Annotated in this window: 13 protein-coding genes and 1 pseudogene; 7 read left to right on the forward strand and 7 right to left on the reverse strand. The window is 71.0% G+C overall.

Annotated elements, in window-relative coordinates; genetic code table 11:
- Positions 1-321, forward strand: a 321-nt coding sequence (locus tag JL475_RS35515; protein ID WP_202282329.1) for an integrase core domain-containing protein, incomplete at its 5' end; no start/stop codon positions are given.
- 433 nt (positions 322-754) lie between these two features.
- Positions 755-883: a DUF2180 family protein gene (locus tag JL475_RS35520; RefSeq protein WP_202282330.1), complete on the forward strand. Its 129-nt coding sequence runs from the start codon at positions 755-757 to the stop codon at positions 881-883.
- Between the two features lie 732 nt (positions 884-1,615).
- On the opposite strand, the gene JL475_RS40760 is transcribed toward JL475_RS35520, so the two are convergent.
- Both JL475_RS40760 and JL475_RS35530 read right to left on the reverse strand, forming a co-directional pair.
- A complete protein-coding gene (locus tag JL475_RS40760) occupies positions 1,616-2,383 on the reverse strand; it encodes a hypothetical protein (protein WP_237409209.1) in 768 nt (255 codons plus the stop codon).
- 60 nt (positions 2,384-2,443) lie between these two features.
- Entirely contained in the window at positions 2,444-3,874 is a 1,431-nt protein-coding gene (locus JL475_RS35530; RefSeq protein WP_202282331.1) for a selenium-binding protein SBP56-related protein, read from the reverse strand.
- A gap of 420 nt (positions 3,875-4,294) precedes the next feature.
- Between JL475_RS35530 and JL475_RS35535 the strand changes: the two genes are divergently transcribed.
- The gene (locus tag JL475_RS35535) at positions 4,295-4,624 is read left to right on the forward strand and encodes a cytochrome P450 (RefSeq protein WP_307825274.1); all 330 of its coding nucleotides are present in this window, start codon (positions 4,295-4,297) and stop codon (positions 4,622-4,624) included.
- Between the two features lie 146 nt (positions 4,625-4,770).
- On the opposite strand, the gene JL475_RS35540 is transcribed toward JL475_RS35535, so the two are convergent.
- Positions 4,771-6,048 (reverse strand): MFS transporter, encoded by a 1,278-nt coding sequence (locus JL475_RS35540; RefSeq protein ID WP_202282333.1) that lies wholly within the window; start codon positions 6,046-6,048, stop codon positions 4,771-4,773.
- Entirely contained in the window at positions 6,045-7,463 is a 1,419-nt protein-coding gene (locus JL475_RS35545) for a rhodanese-like domain-containing protein (RefSeq protein ID WP_237409210.1), read from the reverse strand. Before JL475_RS35545 ends, JL475_RS35540 begins: the two co-directional genes overlap by 4 nt.
- A gap of 47 nt (positions 7,464-7,510) precedes the next feature.
- Between JL475_RS35545 and JL475_RS35550 the strand changes: the two genes are divergently transcribed.
- Both JL475_RS35550 and JL475_RS35560 read left to right on the forward strand, forming a co-directional pair.
- Positions 7,511-8,188, forward strand: a complete 678-nt coding sequence (locus tag JL475_RS35550) for a metalloregulator ArsR/SmtB family transcription factor (RefSeq protein WP_202282334.1) — start codon at positions 7,511-7,513, stop codon at positions 8,186-8,188.
- A gap of 105 nt (positions 8,189-8,293) precedes the next feature.
- Positions 8,294-8,689 carry an integrase core domain-containing protein gene (locus tag JL475_RS35560; RefSeq protein ID WP_307825275.1) on the forward strand — a complete coding sequence of 132 codons (396 nt, stop codon included), beginning with the start codon at positions 8,294-8,296 and terminating at the stop codon, positions 8,687-8,689.
- A gap of 349 nt (positions 8,690-9,038) precedes the next feature.
- Here JL475_RS35560 and JL475_RS40770 read toward each other — a convergent pair.
- Positions 9,039-9,140 (reverse strand): annotated as a pseudogene (locus JL475_RS40770) (IS6 family transposase); the annotation flags it as partial.
- 199 nt (positions 9,141-9,339) lie between these two features.
- Here JL475_RS40770 and JL475_RS35565 point away from each other — a divergent pair.
- On the forward strand, positions 9,340-10,341 hold the full coding sequence (locus tag JL475_RS35565; RefSeq protein ID WP_368860253.1) for a zinc-binding alcohol dehydrogenase family protein: 1,002 nt from the start codon (positions 9,340-9,342) through the stop codon (positions 10,339-10,341).
- Between the two features lie 326 nt (positions 10,342-10,667).
- Here the strand turns inward: JL475_RS35565 and JL475_RS35570 are convergent, their stop codons facing one another.
- Both JL475_RS35570 and dacB read right to left on the reverse strand, forming a co-directional pair.
- Positions 10,668-11,954, reverse strand: coding sequence for an ATP-binding protein (locus JL475_RS35570; protein ID WP_202282335.1), 1,287 nt, complete (start codon positions 11,952-11,954; stop codon positions 10,668-10,670).
- A gap of 2,106 nt (positions 11,955-14,060) precedes the next feature.
- On the reverse strand, positions 14,061-15,647 hold the full coding sequence (dacB, locus tag JL475_RS35575; RefSeq protein WP_202282336.1) for a D-alanyl-D-alanine carboxypeptidase/D-alanyl-D-alanine-endopeptidase: 1,587 nt from the start codon (positions 15,645-15,647) through the stop codon (positions 14,061-14,063).
- Between the two features lie 544 nt (positions 15,648-16,191).
- Between dacB and JL475_RS35580 the strand changes: the two genes are divergently transcribed.
- On the forward strand, positions 16,192-16,854 hold the full coding sequence (locus JL475_RS35580; RefSeq protein WP_202282337.1) for a trans-aconitate 2-methyltransferase: 663 nt from the start codon (positions 16,192-16,194) through the stop codon (positions 16,852-16,854).
- Positions 16,855-17,051 lie beyond the last annotated feature (197 nt).

Consider the following 17,051-nt stretch of genomic DNA (forward strand, 5'->3'; position numbering starts at 1 on the left):
AGCCAGTTCCGCACCACGAAGTACCAGCCGGACTATCCGGACCGCTTCGCTTCCCTCGCTCACGCGCGTGAGTGGATGGACGCGTTCATCTCGCACTACAACCACGTGCACCGGCACTCCGGGATCGGCTATCACACCCCGGCCAGCGTCCACTTCGGCACCGCCGAACTCGTTCGCGAGCAGCGGGCGGCGACTCTCACCGCCGCCTTCGAGCAGCATCCCGAACGCTTCAACTGCCGCCCCGTACCGCCGAAGATCCCCCAGCAGGCATGGATCAACGACCCCGCCCGACGCCACGAACCGCAACAACACAGTTCATAGCCGCATATTCGTTTCATTTGACTTGACAGCTACCGATGCGACAAACCTTCCAAGTCGCCCAGAACCTGGCCGTGCTACGCGGCACAGTCCGCACCTGGCTCAGAGAAGGGCCGAGTGTCATACCCCCGAGCAGCGGGGTTGGCTGCGGGGAGCTCATCAGCGCGATGACAGTACGAGAAGCCTTCGTCTCACGGACTCACGCCCTGGGTGGCGTCGGCAATGGGCGAGTACTGTCGCCGTCGCGATCGCGCTGATCGCCCCCCCGCTGGCCGCCGGCATCGCCTCCGCCGTTGCCCTGGGCATCGGCACCGCCATGGTCTACCCCGCCCTCGGCGCCTTGGACGCCGCCGTCACGCCGCCGTCACGCCGCCGCCTCCGGCCTGCTCGCCGCCCGCTGGATCAGCGAACACCGCCACCACCCGAAAGGCCGGTCATGAACTGCCTGCTGTGCGCCACCGACAACCACACCACCACTGCGGTCGCCATCTGCCACCACCGCGGCGCCGCCGTCTGCCAAGACCACGCGTGCTACGACAACACCCCGGACACCCCACCGGCCTGATCGGCCCTGTCCAGGCGCGGACACGGCGCATCCACTGCCCCGACTGCGCCGCAGCTGAAGCGCCCACAAGCGGCAGCGCACCCGCCGTCGCACCGGAGATGAGAACCGGCCGCACCGCAGCGGTACACACGGCCAGCCGTACCTCGCTCTGACCGGCGAGAAGGATGACCTCATCCGGAACCCCATGGCCGGCCCGTGGCTTCGTTCATTTCCAGTGAGGGCGTTTATCGATGAGTTGCAGCAGCGGTTGGCGATCCAAGGGCTCTCGGATGTTCACGAGAAATGACGGCGATGCAGTGTCCGGGCTCAGGTATGGACGCCCACTGTGCAGGCTGCGGCTATTCCGGGTGGGCATTGCCAGGGGTCGACCACGCCTGAGATCGGCGTGGCCTGGTGTCGTGGGGCACGAGGTCAGCGCGAAGCTGCCGGCATCCAGGAGGCTTGTCGTGCTGTCCGCCGCCCGGAACGCCCAGGGGCCGACATGGCAGGCAGGGGCCTCGCCACCGCGGCGGCAACCGCCGCGAGCGCCGGCGCCGATGCTCGCGGAGCACAAGCGACCAGCGGCGGTAGCAGTACGAATCCGAGGAGGTGTCGCCGGCTTGCAGGCGCGTCTGGCGCACGCGCAAGCCCAAAAGGTCAAGCACCACCACCTCGCGGGCCGAGCGCAGAGAGTCGTACGACCGCGTCCGCCGGTTCCCGCGGCCTTCATCGCCCTCGTGCGACCGGTCGCGTTCAGCGGTTGACTGCCCCGACAAGGACGACGAGCGCGGTGAGGACGGCCGCGAGAGACATCGCCATCGCAGCCGGGACCCCGAGGACTCGCCGGTCCGCGGGCCGCTGCTGATGGGCGAGCCTGAGCGCCACCCACGCCGCCTGCGCGAGTACGCCGCCGACGAAGGCGAGCAGCAGCGGCATGAGGCCGTCCGGAATCGGCAAAGCGCTCGTCACGAAAGCTCCCGCGACCGGACTCAAGCAGGCCAGCCCGATCCATGGAGCCACGCGCCGCCTCGGTCGCGCCCCCAGCAGAGCGGCCAGCGCCAGGCCCTCGCCAGCCGCGTGCACCAGGAGCGCCGCCACCACGGCGACCGAGGCGGTCAGCGCCAGGGCCGCTCCTTCCAGGAAGCGGTGCAGAGCGAGCCCCGATGCCGCGCCGATGCCGCCCGCACGACCCGGCTCGCACGGGCAGCCCATACGGACCACGGCGCCCATCACCCCGTACGCGGCGAGCGCGGTGAGCGGCACCGTCCACTGCGGCACGCCGGCCTCATGGGCCTCGTCCCACGCGTCGGGCAGAAGATCGAGGACCGCAATGATCAGCAAAATCCCTGACGTGGCGGCCAGCAGAAGCGCAGGCCGGCCGAATCCACGCCGCGCCAGCCAGGCGCCCACCACGGTGGCCACAGTCACCAGGACCACGGCCACCAGCGTTGCGGTGGAGGGCAGCTGCCACCCGGTTCCGCCGTCGGTGTGTGCGCCTGCTGCGTAGAGCACGGAGAGCATGCCCCCCTTCCTGCGAGGGTGGCGAGCCTGTGTGCGCAGTGCCCGGGTGAACCGGCTCCGTCAGCGGCGGTAGCAGTACGAATCCGAGGAGGCGTCGCCGCCCTGCAGGCGTATCTGGTGCACGCGCAGGCCGAGGAAGTCCGGGCCGTGTGGGAAGAAGTGGCTGTCGACGGAGAGCCCGCCGTGCGCGGTGTCGGCGTCGAGTTTGACCATCCACGGGTCGATGCCCGCGGGATAGAGCTGCGCGTCCCAGGCGGCGTACAGGGAGTTCGTCAGGTACACGCGCCGCCCGTCGCGGCTGAGCTCGACCATCTGCGCTCCGCCGGTCAGCGGAGTGTCCGGTTCGGCGGGGTGCGGCTGTCGGCCGACGACGCCGCCAAGACGCACGGACGCCGTCTGCCGGGGATGGAACGGGTCGCTCACGTCGTACTGGAGCAGGTCGCCGGTTCCCCAGGCGGATACGTACAGCCACTGGTCGTCCACCGACAGGTCGATGTCGGTGATGAATGGGGGCACGGCGCCGAACGGCTGCAGTGCGGGGGGCAGGTCCTCCCTCTGCGCGGGCTCGGCCGGGACGGTGAGCACCTTGCGGACGGCGAAGTCCTCGCCCTCCCGGTTCCACAGCCACACCGATGCCGACAGGTCCTCCACGTCGACCACGGTGTTGGTGAACCCCCACGTGGCCTCGGGGTCGTGCGCGGGGCGCAGTTCCAGCACCATCTGGTTCTCGTCCCCCAGATCGACGCGCTGCAGGTGCCGGCCGGAGTCCAGCTCCCAGAAGTGCAGTGAGTGGCCGTAGCGGCGATCCAGCAGCAGTTCGGGGACGAGGCCGTCCTCGATCATCGAGGGGCTCCCCCACTCGCTGGTCACGGCGATGTTCTGGCGCAGGTGCCACCAGAGGTCGTAGGCGAGCCGCTGCGGTCCGCGGTCGCTCTCCCAGGCGCGCAGCACTTCGAAGCTTTCGTGGTCCAGCAGCGCGACGCCGCCGGGCCCGTCCGCCCCGTCCGCGCCGCCCAGGCAGGACAGGAACATTCCGTCGGGGCCGCAGTGGAGTGTGTGCGGGCGCGAGTATCCGGCCTTGGCGGCCAGCTCCTCGGGCTCGACCACCTTGACCAGGCGCGGACGGGCGGGATCGGGTCCGGTGTCGAGGACGTGCAGCCGGGAGGAGCGCAGTCCGGGGACGATGAGGTAGCGCCGCGCAGCGTGATGATGACCGGCATGCGCCAACGCGCTCGAGCAGGCGTTCCAGCCGAAGTGGTGCAGTTCGTTGCCCGGGTCGGGCAGCTCGGTGTGGGAGGTCACGCGGCCGTACACGGGGGATTCGGGGTCGGTGCCGACGGTGAACAACGCGTCCGCGCGCTGTGCGGCCGGGTCGAAACCGACGACATAGGCGAGCTTCTCCGGGGGTGCGGCGACGGCGTCCGCCGGAGTGCGGTACAAGGTGGGGTCACTGTGCTCGCCGCGGTCGTGAGCGTGCTCGGTCGTCGTCATGGCTGCTCCTCACTCCCGAACGGGAGTCTGGAGCCGGGAGCTCCCGGGAGGCAGCCGGCTTCACCCGTTCGAGATCGATATGGAGGTACCGGACATATACGCCCTGAAGCCAGCGTTTCACAGCCCCGAAGCACTGCCAACGCGGCGGCGCGGGCCGCCTCAGGGTGCGGCCCGTCTCCGGCACCCCCGAGAGCGGCGGCACCGAGCGAACACCGGGCCTTCCGGCCGCCCCGCCGGTCGACCGTGTCGGACGCCGCTCGCTGATCAGGCCTGCTCGACCGGACAGGATCTGTCCAGCGGGCTGATGAGCCGGTGGAAGATCCGGGTGGTCGTGTGCCACTGCTTGAGTGGCGCCGTCAAGGTCCGTCCGGAGGATCTCGTCGATCATCGGCTTGTACGGATCCAGAGCGGTCGCCTGCGGTGGCATCTCCTTGCCTGACTCCGCCAGGCCGAATCCAGCAAGCCGGCGACCTGGTCATGTTGGACAACGGCGCCGCCAACCACGACAGGGCCGTCTTCACCGACCCCGACCGATTCGATGTCACTCGGCGGGAGATCTCGCACCTCACCTTCGGGCACGGCCTGCGCTACTGCATCGGCGCACCCCTGGCCCGCATGGAACTCCAGGTTGTCTTCGGCCAACTCATTTCGCGTTTCCCACTGATGCAGCTTGCCGTGCCAGTCGAGGAACTACGCGTCCGTGGCGACGTGCTGACCAGCGGACTCGTCCAGCTTCCGGTCACCTGGTGACCAGGGAGCGGCATGGGCGTCATCACCGTTGAGCAAGCCCTCCGACGATGAAGAACAGGATCGCAACCTCAAGACCCTGCCCGCCCTGCCGTTGTGTGTGGGTACGGCTCGCTGGGTTCATGCCCGAGACGTGTCCGGTCGGCCGGTCACCGCGCGGGGTGCCCCTCGATCCAGCGGGCGGCGAGCAGGCCGGAGGCGGCGGTGAGGACGGCGGCCGCGACGACGGTGGCGTTCAGGCCGAGGGCGTCGGCCAGGACACCGGCCACCAGGGCGCCCGCGGCGTAGCCGATGTCCCGCCAGAACCGGTACGTGCCGAGCGCGTTGGCCCGCCAGGCCGGGTGGGCGTGGTCGGAGACGGACGCGATGAGGGCCGGGTAGACCATGGCGGTGCCCAGGCCGAGGAAGACCGCGGAGAGGGTGCCGGCGAGCAGGGGCCGGTCGAGCAGGGCGAGGGCGAGGACGAAGCCGGCGGCCTGGACGAGCATCCCGTGGACGATGAGCGGTTTGCGGCCGATGCGGTCGGCGAGGTGGCCGGTGGCGACCTGCCCGAGGCCCCACAGGATGGGGTAAAGGCCCTTGATCAGGCCGACGGCGGCCAGCCCGAGGCCGTGGTCGGTGAAGAGCAGGGGGAAGACGCCCCAGGTGAGGCCGTCGTTGAGGTTGTTGACCAGACCGGCCTGGCTGGCGCCGCGCAGGGAGCGGTTGTGCCAGGAGGTGCGGGCGAAGGTGGCCTTCAGGCCGGTGTCTTCGTCGGTGGGCAGGGGCGCCGCGTGCTGGGCGAGTTCGAGCGCGACGTGGGCGGCGGTGTCGCGCACTACCAGGGCTAGGGCGAGGCCCGCGGCGACGAAGACGACGCCGATGAGCTCGGGCACCGGGCGCAGGCCGTGGCTGGTGGCGAGGTAGCCGGTGAGCAGGGCGGTGACGCCGACCGCGGTGTAGCCGGCGGCCTCGTTCAGGCCGGTGGCCAGGCCGCGGCGGGCGGGGCCGACCAGGTCGATCTTCATGTTGACGGTCATCGACCAGGTCAGGCCCTGGTTGAGGCCGAGCAGCACGTTGGCGGCGACGATCCAGCCCCAGGACGGTGCGTAGGCCAGCGCGAAGGGGACAGGGATGCCGATCAGCCAGCCGGTGACGAGGAGCTGCTTGCGGTGGAAGCGGGCGGTCAGCGCGCCGGCGGCGAGGTTGGTGATCGCCTTCGTGACACCGAAGGCGATGATGAAGGAGAAGACGGCCAGGTCGCTGGTGATGCCGAAGGTCTCGGTGCCGATGAGCGGGACGGTGGTGCGTTCCAGGCCGACCAGGCCGCCGACGCAGACATTGACGACGACCAGCAGGGTGAACTGCAGCCAGTTCTCCCGCAGACCGAGCCGGACCGGTCGCCCGGCGGGGTCGGTCGGGGCGGTGACCGCAGGAGTGGCGTTCACGAGCGGGTGCCCTCCGCGCCTTCGACGAGCCGCTGCCCCTGGGCGGCGGCGTAGTCGGCCGGTCCACCGTCGAGGACGGCGACATCGCGATGGCCGGCCCGTTCCAGGAGGCTGGCGGCGGTCATGGCGCGCTCGCCGTGCCCGCAGGCCACGACCGGGCCGTGGGGGGCATCGCCGGCGGCAGCGGCCAGGCCGCCGAGCTCGATGTGCACCGCGCCGGGGACGTGCCCGGAGGCGAACTCCGCTTCCTGCCGCACATCGAGGTAGGGGCGGCCTGCGGCACGGTCGGCGGTGACGAACGCGGTGGTGGTCTGGGTGTTGCCGTCGGCGAGCCAGGCAGTCATCCCGCCCGCGAGGCGGCCGGTGAGCCGCTCGTAGCCGATCTTGTACGCCTGCCAGACGATCTCGCTCAGATCCTGGTCGACGCCGGTGACGAACGCCAGGGGCACGGTGTCGGGCAGGAGCCAGCCGAGCCAGGTGGCGAACTGCTCGCGCAGCGGGACGGACAGGGAGCCGGGGATGTGGCCGGCGGCGTAGTCGGCGGCCGGGCGGACGTCGACGACGTGCCCGCCGTCGGCTGTCAGGGCCCGCACCTGCTGCGCGGACAGGGTGGGCAGCAGCGGCTGTGCGGTCAGCACCGCCGGACCGCGCCGGTTGAGTTCGCCCAGCCGGTCGAAGTACGCCGGGTAGCTGCCCAGGCTCGCGATCAGCTGGGCCACGAAGGTGTCCTCGTCGGGTGCGCCGAGCAGAGGGTTGGCCCGCTGCTGCGCGCCGATGGTGGTGGTGCGCTCGGTGCCGGGAGGGGCCGAGCAGAAGGATCCGGTGCCGTGGGTGGGCCACACCGCGGTCTCGTCCGGCAGGGCGGTCAGCCGCTTGAGCGAGTGGTACTGGGCCCGGGCGAGTTCCTCGGTCCGCTCGGGGCCGAGGAGGTCGGTGCGGGCGGCGGAGTTCACGATCAGCGAGCCGCCGGTGAACACCCCGAGCTCCCGGCTGCCGTCCAGCAGCAGGAAGGACAGGTGTTCGTCGGTGTGCCCGGGGGTGGCCAGAGCCCGCAGCGTCAGCCCGCCCAGGTCGACCTCGTCGCCGTCCACCAGGCCCCGGTGCGCGAAGGCGCGGCGGCCGGCCGCGGAGGCGAGCACGGTGGCGCCGGTGTCGTGGCCGAGCTGGACGGCGCCGGAGAGGAAGTCGGCGTGCAGGTGCGTGTCGGCGGCGAACGCAACGTGCAGCCCTCGCCGCTCGGCTGCCGCACGGAGGGCGCGCAGGTCACGGCTTACGTCGACAGCCAGGGCGCGTCCGTCGCCGAGGGCGAGCAGGTAGGCGCTGTTGCCGAGCCCCTCGTCGACGAGCGGGATGAGGTGATCGTCCGCGAAGCCCACGGCGTCCTCCAAGCTCTCGGAGCGGGGGTGTGTGGTCATCTCCCCCAGGCTTATTTACAATGATCCATGGATTTATGGAGGATGCCATGTCGGAGAACACGAAGAGCGGGTCGAAGGCGCGGCTGTACGACGCGTTCGCGGCCAGTGGCAAGGCGCTGGCCAGTGGAAAGCGCCTGGAGCTGCTGGATCTGCTGGCCCAGGGCGAGCGCACCGTCGACGCGCTGGCCAAGGCGGCCGGGCTGAACCTGACCACCGCCTCGGCGCACCTGCAGACCCTCAAGCAGGCCGGCTTCGTCGCCACCCGCCGCGAGGGCGTGCGCATCCACTACCGGCTCGCCGGCGACGACGTCGCCCACCTGTTCGCGCTGCTGCGCAAGGTCGCTGAAGCCCACCAGGCCGCCGTGCCCGCGGCCCGCGATGCCTATCTCGGCGAGGACACCGCGTCCGAGCTCAGCCGTGAGGAACTGCGGGTCCGGATTGCCGCCGGGGACGTCGTCGTGCTCGACGTGCGGCCGGTCGAGGAGTACCAGGCCGGACACATTCCCGGCGCGATCTCCATCCCGGTCGATGAGCTCGCCGAGCGGATCGACGAGTTGCCCGAGGACACCGAGATCGTCGTGTACTGCCGCGGCGAGTACTGTGTCCTGGCCCACGACGCGGTGCGGCTGCTGACCGACCTGGGGCGGCGGGCGATCCGCCTCAACGACGGCATGCTGGAGTGGCGGCTGTCGGAGCTGCCCGTCGACGCCTCGGACCTGACGTGATGGGCCCCGGCGGCGGCCTCCCGCCGCACCCGGGCCTGGCCGGCGGACCCGGTCTACCTCGACTACAACGCCACCACCCCGGTCGACCCGCGCGTCGCCGAAGCGGTGCTGCCGTACCTGACCGACTACTTCGGCAACCCCTCCAGCAGCCACCCCCACGGTGCCGAGCCCCGGCGGGCGCTCAAGGACGCGGGAATCCAGGTGGCGCTCAGTGGTGTACGGATGCCGAGGATGAACGCCGTCATGGAGCGGTGGGTGCAGACCCGCCGGCGTGAGTTCCTGGACCGCACGTTGATCTGGAATCAGCGTCACCTGCTCCACGTACTACGCGAGTTCGAACGCTTCTACAACTCGCATCGACCGCATCAGAGCATGGGTGACGTCCGCCCGCTCTGCCCGTTGCCCGAGCCGATCACCGACCTGGACCGGCTCGCCCACCTCGAGGTACGAAGACGCGACCGCCTCGGCAGCGTACTCCACGAGTACCAGCATGCCGCTTGACCTGGACGCACGCGGTTTCCGGCAAGCACAACCCCCAGGAGCTGTGCTCCCAAGCCGGGCGCGGCACCAAGGCGCGGATCGGGCGGACGGTGGGCGGGCGCCCGCGGTGCTTGGGCCCGCAGGTCGCGGCGTGGCTCCGGGGGAGCGGGGTGCGGTGTTGGCGCAGAAGCGTGTCCGGGCGTGCCGGCAGCAGGAGGTGCCGCGGCTCGCCCCTGGGGATGGGGGCAGGGCGGCGAGGGCTGCGCGGTCGGTTTCGGTGAACCCGGGTCGGCCGGCCTGGCGCTGCAGGACCGGCAGGTGGTGCCGCAGCGCGCGGATCTCGAGGTCTTTGCCCCGCTCGCTCCCCGGCCTCGCGGAAGCCGAGCAGGAGGCGGAAGTACCGCCACACGCAGTGGGAGATGATCTCCGCCGGGTACCGGTGCCCCCTGTACGACGGCGGCGTACTGCCCACGGACAACTCCATCCACCATGATCAACCCGAAGATCGTCCCACCCGGCCAGCCAACATGACAGTGCCGCCCGAACGGCCGAGGGCCGTTGCCGCACCGAGCGGCGTGCGGCTGCGGCCTGCCGTTCTGCGGCGAGCGTTTGCCGGACTTGCCGGCCGGCGCCAGGCTGGGAACATGGTGCGCGCGTCGGCTTCGAACATGCTGACCGGGTGGGCTGTCGAGAGTCCTGGTCCGATCGCGGACGGCCCACTGATGTCCGTGCGGCGTACCGTGCCCTCGCCGGGGCCTGGCGAGCTGTTGCTGAGGGTCGAGGCGTGCGGCGTCTGCCGCACGGACCTGCACCTTGCCGAAGGCGACCTGCGCCCGCACCGGGCATCGACCGTTCCCGGTCATGAGATCGTCGGCCGCGTGGCCGCCGTCGGCGAGTCCGTCACGGAGTTCCGGGTCGGCGACCGAGCCGGTGGGGCGTGGCTGCGCAGCACCTGCGGCCGATGCCGCTACTGCCGGGCCGGTCGCGAGAACCTCTGCCCGGCCTCCCTCTACACCGGTTGGGACGCGGACGGCGGTTTCGCCGATGTCACCCTCGTGCCGGCGGACTACGCCTACGCGCTCCCGGACGACCAGGACGCCGTACTGCTGGCACCGCTGCTGTGTGCCGGGATCATCGGCTACCGGGCTCTGCGCCGCAGCGCCCTGCCACCCAACGGCCGGCTCGGGATCTACGGCTTCGGGGCCTCGGCCCATCTGGCGGCGCAGGTCGCCCTGGCCGAAGGAGCAACCGTGCACGTGCTGACCCGTTCGGCACGGGCCCGTGAACTCGCCCTCGACCTAGGCGCCTCTTCCGCGGGCGGCGCCTACGACCGCCCGCCCGAACCACTGGATTCGGCGATCCTGTTCGCACCGGTAGGGGATCTGGTGCCCGTGGCACTGGAGGCACTGGACCGTTCGGGAACGCTCGCCGTGGCGGGCATCCACCTCACCGACATCCCCATGCTCGATTACCGCCGTCACCTCTTCGAAGAGCGGAATCTGCGCAGCGTCACCTCCAACACCCGGCAGGACGGCCGCGACTTCCTGGACACGGCCGCGCGGATCGGTATGCGGGTCACCGTCAGCCCGTATCCGTTGAGCCGTGCCGACCAGGCTCTGAGGGACCTGGCCGCCGACCGGGTCGGCGGCGCCGCCGTGCTCGTGCCCGGATGACCCACCGCGACGCACTCCTTGGACGTGCCCCGGGAGGTCGCGGTAACGGGGGACGGAGTGGTTGAAGAAGTTCCGCCGCGAGCGGCGTGTGTCATGCGACATCCTGCGGGCTCGTCCTGGCTTTCGTCTCTCGTTGCTGCAGGTCAGCCCGGCAGACGGAAGCGAGGGATCCGCATAGGTCATGACGGACCCTCGGGATTTCTGGAGAACCGTCATGAGCCCCGCACAGACGCACAGACGCACAGGCCGAAGGCGACGAGGTGCCTGGTCAGGCCCCATGCCGAAGAACCAAGGACCACGGCGAACTCGCGGGATGACGCGCAGAGTCACATGCGTACGTACTCCTCGGTGTCCTCGGCGAAGTCCGTCAGTGCCTGGTCGGTGAGTGTGGGACGGGTCTGTGCGATGGCCTGCAGGTAGTCCTCCGTGCCGGCCGGCGCGCCTTTCCCCTGGGCGACTTCGCGTTCGAAGGCGGTCTGGGCGCCCTTGCGAGCGGCGAACTCGATATCGGCCGGCGTGAACATTGCGCTTGCCTCCACCAGACGGCGGAGATCGACATGGGCGGCGGCGGTCCCGAGGTAGCGCCGCCAGACCGCCGAACGGGCCTGTGGATCGGGCGGGCCGACCGGGATGACGTAGTCGAAGCGGCCGGGCCGAAGGAACGCAGGGTCGAGGAAGCGGACGGAGTTCGTGGCGCAGATCAAGAGGCGGTCGTCGTGGTCGCGGAAGCCGGGGATCAGTTTGAGCAGTTCGTTGGTGACTCCATGACTGGGGTCGACAGCCGTACCGGACCGGGCAGAAGCGATCTCCTCGACCTCGTCGATGAAGAGAACCACCGTCTCCAGCTCGGCCAGCTCGGTGAACGCCTCCCGCAACGAGGCCGCCAGTCCTCCCTCCCGGAACGACGCAAGCCGGGACGGGAAGAGTTCCACGAAGGGCCACCCCAACCGCGAGGCAACCGCTCGGGCGAAGCTGGTCTTGCCGGTGCCCGGCGGCCCGAAGAGGATGACCGCCTTCGGCGGCCTCACTCCATACCGCTCGGCCAGCGTGGGCCGGGCCAGCGGCAGCACGATCCGTCGCTCGATGGCTTCCTTCACCTCTTCCATTCCCGCAAGGCCGTCCCACAGATCCCCGGGAAGCATCCTTCCCCCCAGTTCCGCCAGGAGGCCGGCATCGCTCGCACCGAGCTGCTCGACCTTCTCGTAGAAGACGAGCCCGGTCCGGGACCGGTAGCCTGAATTTTCCAAGGCAACGGTTTCCGTCGCCCCCGGGGCCAGGAGCGCGCCGATCCGGCGGACTCCCTGGGACCGCAAGCGCCGCTCAAGCTCGGCGATCAAGGAGTTCCCGATGCCGCGGCTGCGCCATGTCCCGGCCAAGGCCACCAGGATGATCCAGCCCCTCTCGCCGGAGACCTGCGCCACGCCGACGCCCACCAGCTCGTCGCCGACCACCGCCACCACGGCCGGTCCTGCGGCCCTGGCTGCGGCCACGACCTCCGATACCGGGAAAACGGCAGGAGCCTCGTCCACCTGCTGGTTCTGGTCCCAGATCTGGATGGCGCGGTCCAGATCATCGTCGTGGAAGTCCCGAAATCGCCACGCCGGCATCGTCATCACCTTCGAGAGGGGCCACCACCGCTCCCCGGCTCAGGTAGTGCCCCGTCACGGATCCTTGCTTCATTCTCCCCATGTGCGCCTCACGGGCGCGCGTCGAACGAGGGTGCCGTCAACGTACAGGGAACCAAGTGACATGTAGCTCAGCGTGATGTTGGTCCTGTGGGGTCGCCGCCGTTCGGCTCCGCCCCTACGACCCCGTCCCTCTTACCGGACGGTGAGCACGTGCTCCCGGTCGTCCTCCTCCAAGCCAGGTCCGGCGGGCGGTGGTCTCGGGGTTCGGGGAGTATCCGAGCAGGGATCACCGCTACGGAGTTCAGTTTCCTGAACGCTTCGGTGCCCCGGTCAGCGGCCCTGGCGGAATGGGCTGTGCACCTCGAAGGAGCCTTCGCCGGTCTCTGTGCGCCGACGCCGTTCGGCCTGGTACGCGGTCCAGGCGAGTTCACCCTGCACAGCGGAATCGCAGACCATCAATTGTTGAACGCTGTGCGGGGCACGGCAGCCACCGCCGGCTACGGCCTCACCCCAGAAGAAGTGACCCTCCGGTCGGGTCGTCGCTTGCCGCGCTGCGGGCCCTCCCTCGCTGCCCTGCCGTCCGGATAGGCCCTTCCCTCAGGCGCGACGGCGGCGGCAGCAGGCCGCCCGACTACTTGACGCTCCGCTGCAGGCTCCGGACCCGCTCCCGGTCGCGGTCGGCGCGACGGCGCCGCGCTGTGCGGAGCGCCCACGACGGGCCCGGCCACCTCGCGGCAGCAGCCGTTCCCTCGACCACGGCGGACGGTGCGGTCTGCTCACGCTCGCCCGTGCGGGACGGCGGCAGTACGACGAGCTGCCCAGCTCCGGCGGGGTCGACGGCATACGCCGGGCTGGGTCTTCACGGTTGCGCCCGCCACGATCCTGGCCTGACACCGGTCCTCGGTCGTAGCGGTCGCGCAGAAGGGTGTCCACGGATTGCCCACACGCCTTGGTTCCGCGGACCTGGAAATTCCACCTCTTTGAGGGCCTTTGTGGGCGCGCCCGCGGCTTCCGGTGCCCGCTTGGGGCGACTGTTGCCGTGTCCAATCGGTCCAGGCGCCCAGGCGCCTGCTGTGACAGGAGATCGCTATGCGTGTTTCCCGCTTTGCTGCCGCGCTCGGCGTGGCAGTCGCCGTGGTGCTGGGTGGTGCTGGAGCTGCTGCCGCCGCCGGCGCCGCCGTGCCGGGGGTGGCCGGTGCGTACGCCTCGAATGACCACCATCGTGGGGACCGGGGCGAGGACGGGCCCCGGTACCACCACGGGCACGGGAAGGACAGGGACGGCCACCACGGCCACGGGAGGGACCGGGACCGCCGTCACGGCCACGGCCACGGGCACGGCCACGGCCACGGGCACGGCCACGGCCACGGGCACGGGCACGGGCACGGCCATGGGCACGGGCACGGGCACGGCCATGGGCACGGGCACGGGCACGGGCACGGCCATGGGCACGGCCACGGGCACGGGCACCGCTGACACGAGCGCCGAACGTGATGGGGCGGCCCGATTCGGGCCGCCCCATCACCATCGCAGTTGGCCGCGGGACCTTCCCCCCTCCGCGACCAGCCTGTCCTCCGCCCCGACCGGGCCCCCTGCAGTCGGCAGCGCGCGGACCACGTAACCCGCCCACCATGGCCGTGCTCTGGCGCTGTCCAAGAACCGATCGGTTCTTGGACAGCGGCGCCTGGAGATCGACACGCCGAGCCGGAGCCGACCGCTGGTGTCCGGCAAGGATGCCCAACAGCTGCCGACTCGGGACCGCGACAGCGACGCGGGAAGTGGCTGCCCTCTGTGGGCTTTGTAGGGGATGCGCTCGTCGTCGGGGTGACGCTGGTGCAGCGCCGCGCCCTCGAGGGGCAGTTGAACGGGGGCATGACCCTCGCCGTGATCGGGCCTTCTCGAGGGCATCGCCTGCAGCGCGGCGGGCGGCGGCCGGCTGGTGGAGCACGCGGGCCCTGCCACCGGGTGCCTCCCCGGTCACCGCTGCCGCCTGCGCGCTGCCGCTCTACGCGACCCGGCACGGCGCGCGCCGAGCCCTGGCCCTGCTCGGCGCGGCCTGCCCGGCGGCCCGCGCGAGCGCCCAGGGGTGCCTCAGCACTGCGCCGGCTTGCGCCACGAGCACTCCAGGTCCGCGTTGCTCTCCGTGCTCCGGAGGGCCTTCGGCCGCACCGTCACCGCCCGGTTCTCGTCGGACGAGGCGAGGGTGGCCACGACGGCGTCCTCGATGCTCTTGACCGAGCCGACGAGATAGTTGTTGAGGACGACGCTGTAGACGAGTTCGCGTCCGCCCGCGTCGGTGACGTATCCCGACAGGGCCGACGCGCCCGTCAACGACCCCGTCTTGCCACGCGCGTTGAGTGCGGCCGACGTACCGCACAGACGCGAGCGCAACGTACCGCCGACGAAGCGGTTCGGGTCACAGGCCACCGGGAGGGCCCGGTACCAGTCGGCGTACCAGGGCTCGGTGCGCACCGACAGGAGCAGCTTGGCGAGCTGGTCCGCGGGGACGCCGTCCATCCGGGACAGCCCGGAACCGTCGACCTGGCGCAGCTTGCCCGGGTCGACGCCGACGCGCTTCAGGTAGCCGCTGATGCCGGCGAGACCGGCATCCCAGCTGCCGCGCCCGGAGGTCTCGTATCCGATCGCCTTGGTCAGCGCCTCGGCGTGCATGTTGTTGGACAGCTTCATGAACGGGATCAGCAGCTCCTTGAGGGGCATGGACTCGTGCGTGGCGAGCCTGCGCGCGCCCTTCGGAGTCGCCTCGCCGAGCCGGGTCGCCCCGGTGACGCGCACGCCGTGCGCGGCCAGCGCGTCGCGGAAGACGTCCGCGGCGTAGCCGGTGGGCTCCCAGACGCTGACCCACTCCTTGGCGGTGGCGCCGCCCACAGGCAGGGTGCCGCTGACGGTGACGGTGTTGGTGCCGTGCTGCCGCTCGACGGTGAGGTCGCTCGGGCCGCCCCGGTCGACGGTGGTCGCGCGCACGTCGAGGTGGACGTAGTGGTTGGCCGGGGTGACGGTGGTGCGCGGCCGGTCGCCGGGCTTGTCCCCCGGCGCCGCATGCACGATGACCGTGCCGGTGTCGTAGTCGGTGTCGGGGGCGACGCTCAGCGCGGAGGTCTGCGCCGAGTAGTAAGAGGATTCGTCGTCGGAGGCCCAGGAGCGGCCGAGCCGTTGGTCGTCGAAGCGGGTGTCGTCGGCGACCAGGCGCCCGGTGACGCGCCGCACCCCCGAGTCGGCGAGCGCGGCGGCGAGCCGGTCGTAGTCCTCGGCGAGCAGGGTCGGATCGCCGGTGCCGCGCAGATACAGGTCGCCGTCGAGCACGGAGCCGTGCCGGGCACCGGTCGACAGGACGTCGGTGGCGAAGCGGTGGTCGGGGCCGAGCAGCGCCATGGCCGCGGCCGAGGTGAGCAACTTGGTGTTGGAGGCGGGCATGAGCCGCCCGCTCGGCAGATGCTGATAAAGGACCGCACCGGTCTTCGCGTCGGCGACGACGACGCTCGCGGCGCCGCCGTCCATGCGGGCGTCGCCGAGGATCGTGTCGATGGCCTCCGGCAGCCCGGTCCGGTCACCGTCCGCCCCCGCGGGCGAGCTCCAGCTGAACGTCGTCGCGACCACGGCGGCGACGACGGGCCAGATCCAGTGGCGCATACGGGTGGTGCGTCTCACGGGTCTACTCATGCCACAGGAGCATCCCGGATCCCGACCGACGGCAACAGACCCCGCGCCGATCCGCACCCCGCCACCGCTGCGCAGGTGCCCGGCACGATCGATCACCACCACCTCGCCACACACCTCGCTTCCGGCCTGTGGCGCGTCCAGCGGCTTGCTCTCACAGGGGCAGCGTCATACCCGGTTGCTGCATGGCGGTGGAGGGCGGGCCACCTTCGGAGCGTTCGGTCTGGCGCCGGGCAACTCAACCCCGGCCCGGCCGGGTGAACGCCGCACAGCAGGCGTTCACCCGGCCCCTCTCCACGTCGCCCGGCGCGCCTCTGCCGCAGCCCCGGGCCGGGCGCTCGAGAAACACGCGCGGGCTCGCGGGGCGCGCCCTGCCGGGCCGGGGCAGTCCGACCCTCCCGGGGGCGCCGGGCGGCCGCACTTTGCCCGCCGCAGGAGGCAGGGTGCGGCGAGGGGAGGTCCACACCACGGGAGCGTGCCCTGCGGGTTGTCGCCGGTGCCGCACCGGGCGGGACAGGAGGGTGACACGATCAGTAGGGTCGCGGCCATGGACAGCGATGAGGATGCCCTTTTAACGGAGCAGATCGCCTACTACCGGGCCCACGCGGGCGGATACGACCGGCCCTATGTCGAGCGCGAGGAACTGCGGGAGTTGCTGGCTACGGCGGACGACCTCCCGATTGTCGGGGACGTGCTGGAGTTGGCCTGCGGAACGGGTCAGTGGACCGGGGCGCTCGTTGCTCGGGCGCGCTCTGTGACCGCCGTCGACGTGTCGGACGAGACACTGGGTATCGCGCGTGCGCGGGTCGTTTCCCCCGACGTCCAGTTCATTCAGGCCGATCTGTTCACCTGGCGGCCGACGCGCCGCTACGACACCGTGTTCTTCGCCTTCTGGCTCTCCCACGTCCCGCCGTCCCGCCTACCGGACTTCTGGAACACCATCGCCGCCGCGCTGGCACCGCACGGCAAAGCGATCTTCGTCGACGATGGCCCCGCAGAGGCCGCCCGCGAGGAAGTTCTCGTCCGGCAGCCCATCCCTGCGGTGCAGCGCCGACTCGACGACGGCAGCCCGTATCGCGTCGTGAAGGTCTTCCACGACGCCGGAGAGCTCACGGACAAGCTCGCCGCGCTGGGGTGGTCAGCCGATGTCCGGACCGTGGGAGGCGGCTTCATCGTCGGTACCGCGGAACCGCCGGCCAACCCCGGCTGACAGTCCACAAGGGCGGCTGCATCCTGAACCGCGCAGCGAGGATGCGGTCCCGACGGTGCGGAATCGCCACGGCGCCGACACCCGTTACGCAAGGTCGTCAACGGGGTGAACGTGTCTGATGCGGTACTAGGGCCTGTTCGGGGTCGTGATCTCGGTTCCGATGCCCGCATCCGGCGAGGGCGGCCGAGCTGGTAGAA

Source organism: Streptomyces sp. M2CJ-2 (assembly GCF_016757295.1).
In the GTDB taxonomy this organism is placed as follows: Bacteria; Actinomycetota; Actinomycetes; order Streptomycetales; family Streptomycetaceae; genus Streptomyces.

Bases quoted from the DNA above. Each gene is read 5' to 3' on its own strand.
- JL475_RS35580 (WP_202282337.1), top strand. From the start codon at position 16,192: ATGGACAGCGATGAGGATGCCCTTTTAACGGAGCAGATCGCCTACTAC.
- dacB (WP_202282336.1), bottom strand. From the start codon at position 15,647: ATGAGTAGACCCGTGAGACGCACCACCCGTATGCGCCACTGGATCTGG.
- JL475_RS35530 (WP_202282331.1), bottom strand. From the start codon at position 3,874: ATGACGACGACCGAGCACGCTCACGACCGCGGCGAGCACAGTGACCCC.
- JL475_RS35545 (WP_237409210.1), bottom strand. From the start codon at position 7,463: ATGACCACACACCCCCGCTCCGAGAGCTTGGAGGACGCCGTGGGCTTC.
- JL475_RS35520 (WP_202282330.1), top strand. From the start codon at position 755: ATGAACTGCCTGCTGTGCGCCACCGACAACCACACCACCACTGCGGTC.
- JL475_RS35550 (WP_202282334.1), top strand. From the start codon at position 7,511: ATGTCGGAGAACACGAAGAGCGGGTCGAAGGCGCGGCTGTACGACGCG.
- JL475_RS40760 (WP_237409209.1), bottom strand. From the start codon at position 2,383: ATGCTCTCCGTGCTCTACGCAGCAGGCGCACACACCGACGGCGGAACC.
- JL475_RS35570 (WP_202282335.1), bottom strand. From the start codon at position 11,954: ATGACGATGCCGGCGTGGCGATTTCGGGACTTCCACGACGATGATCTG.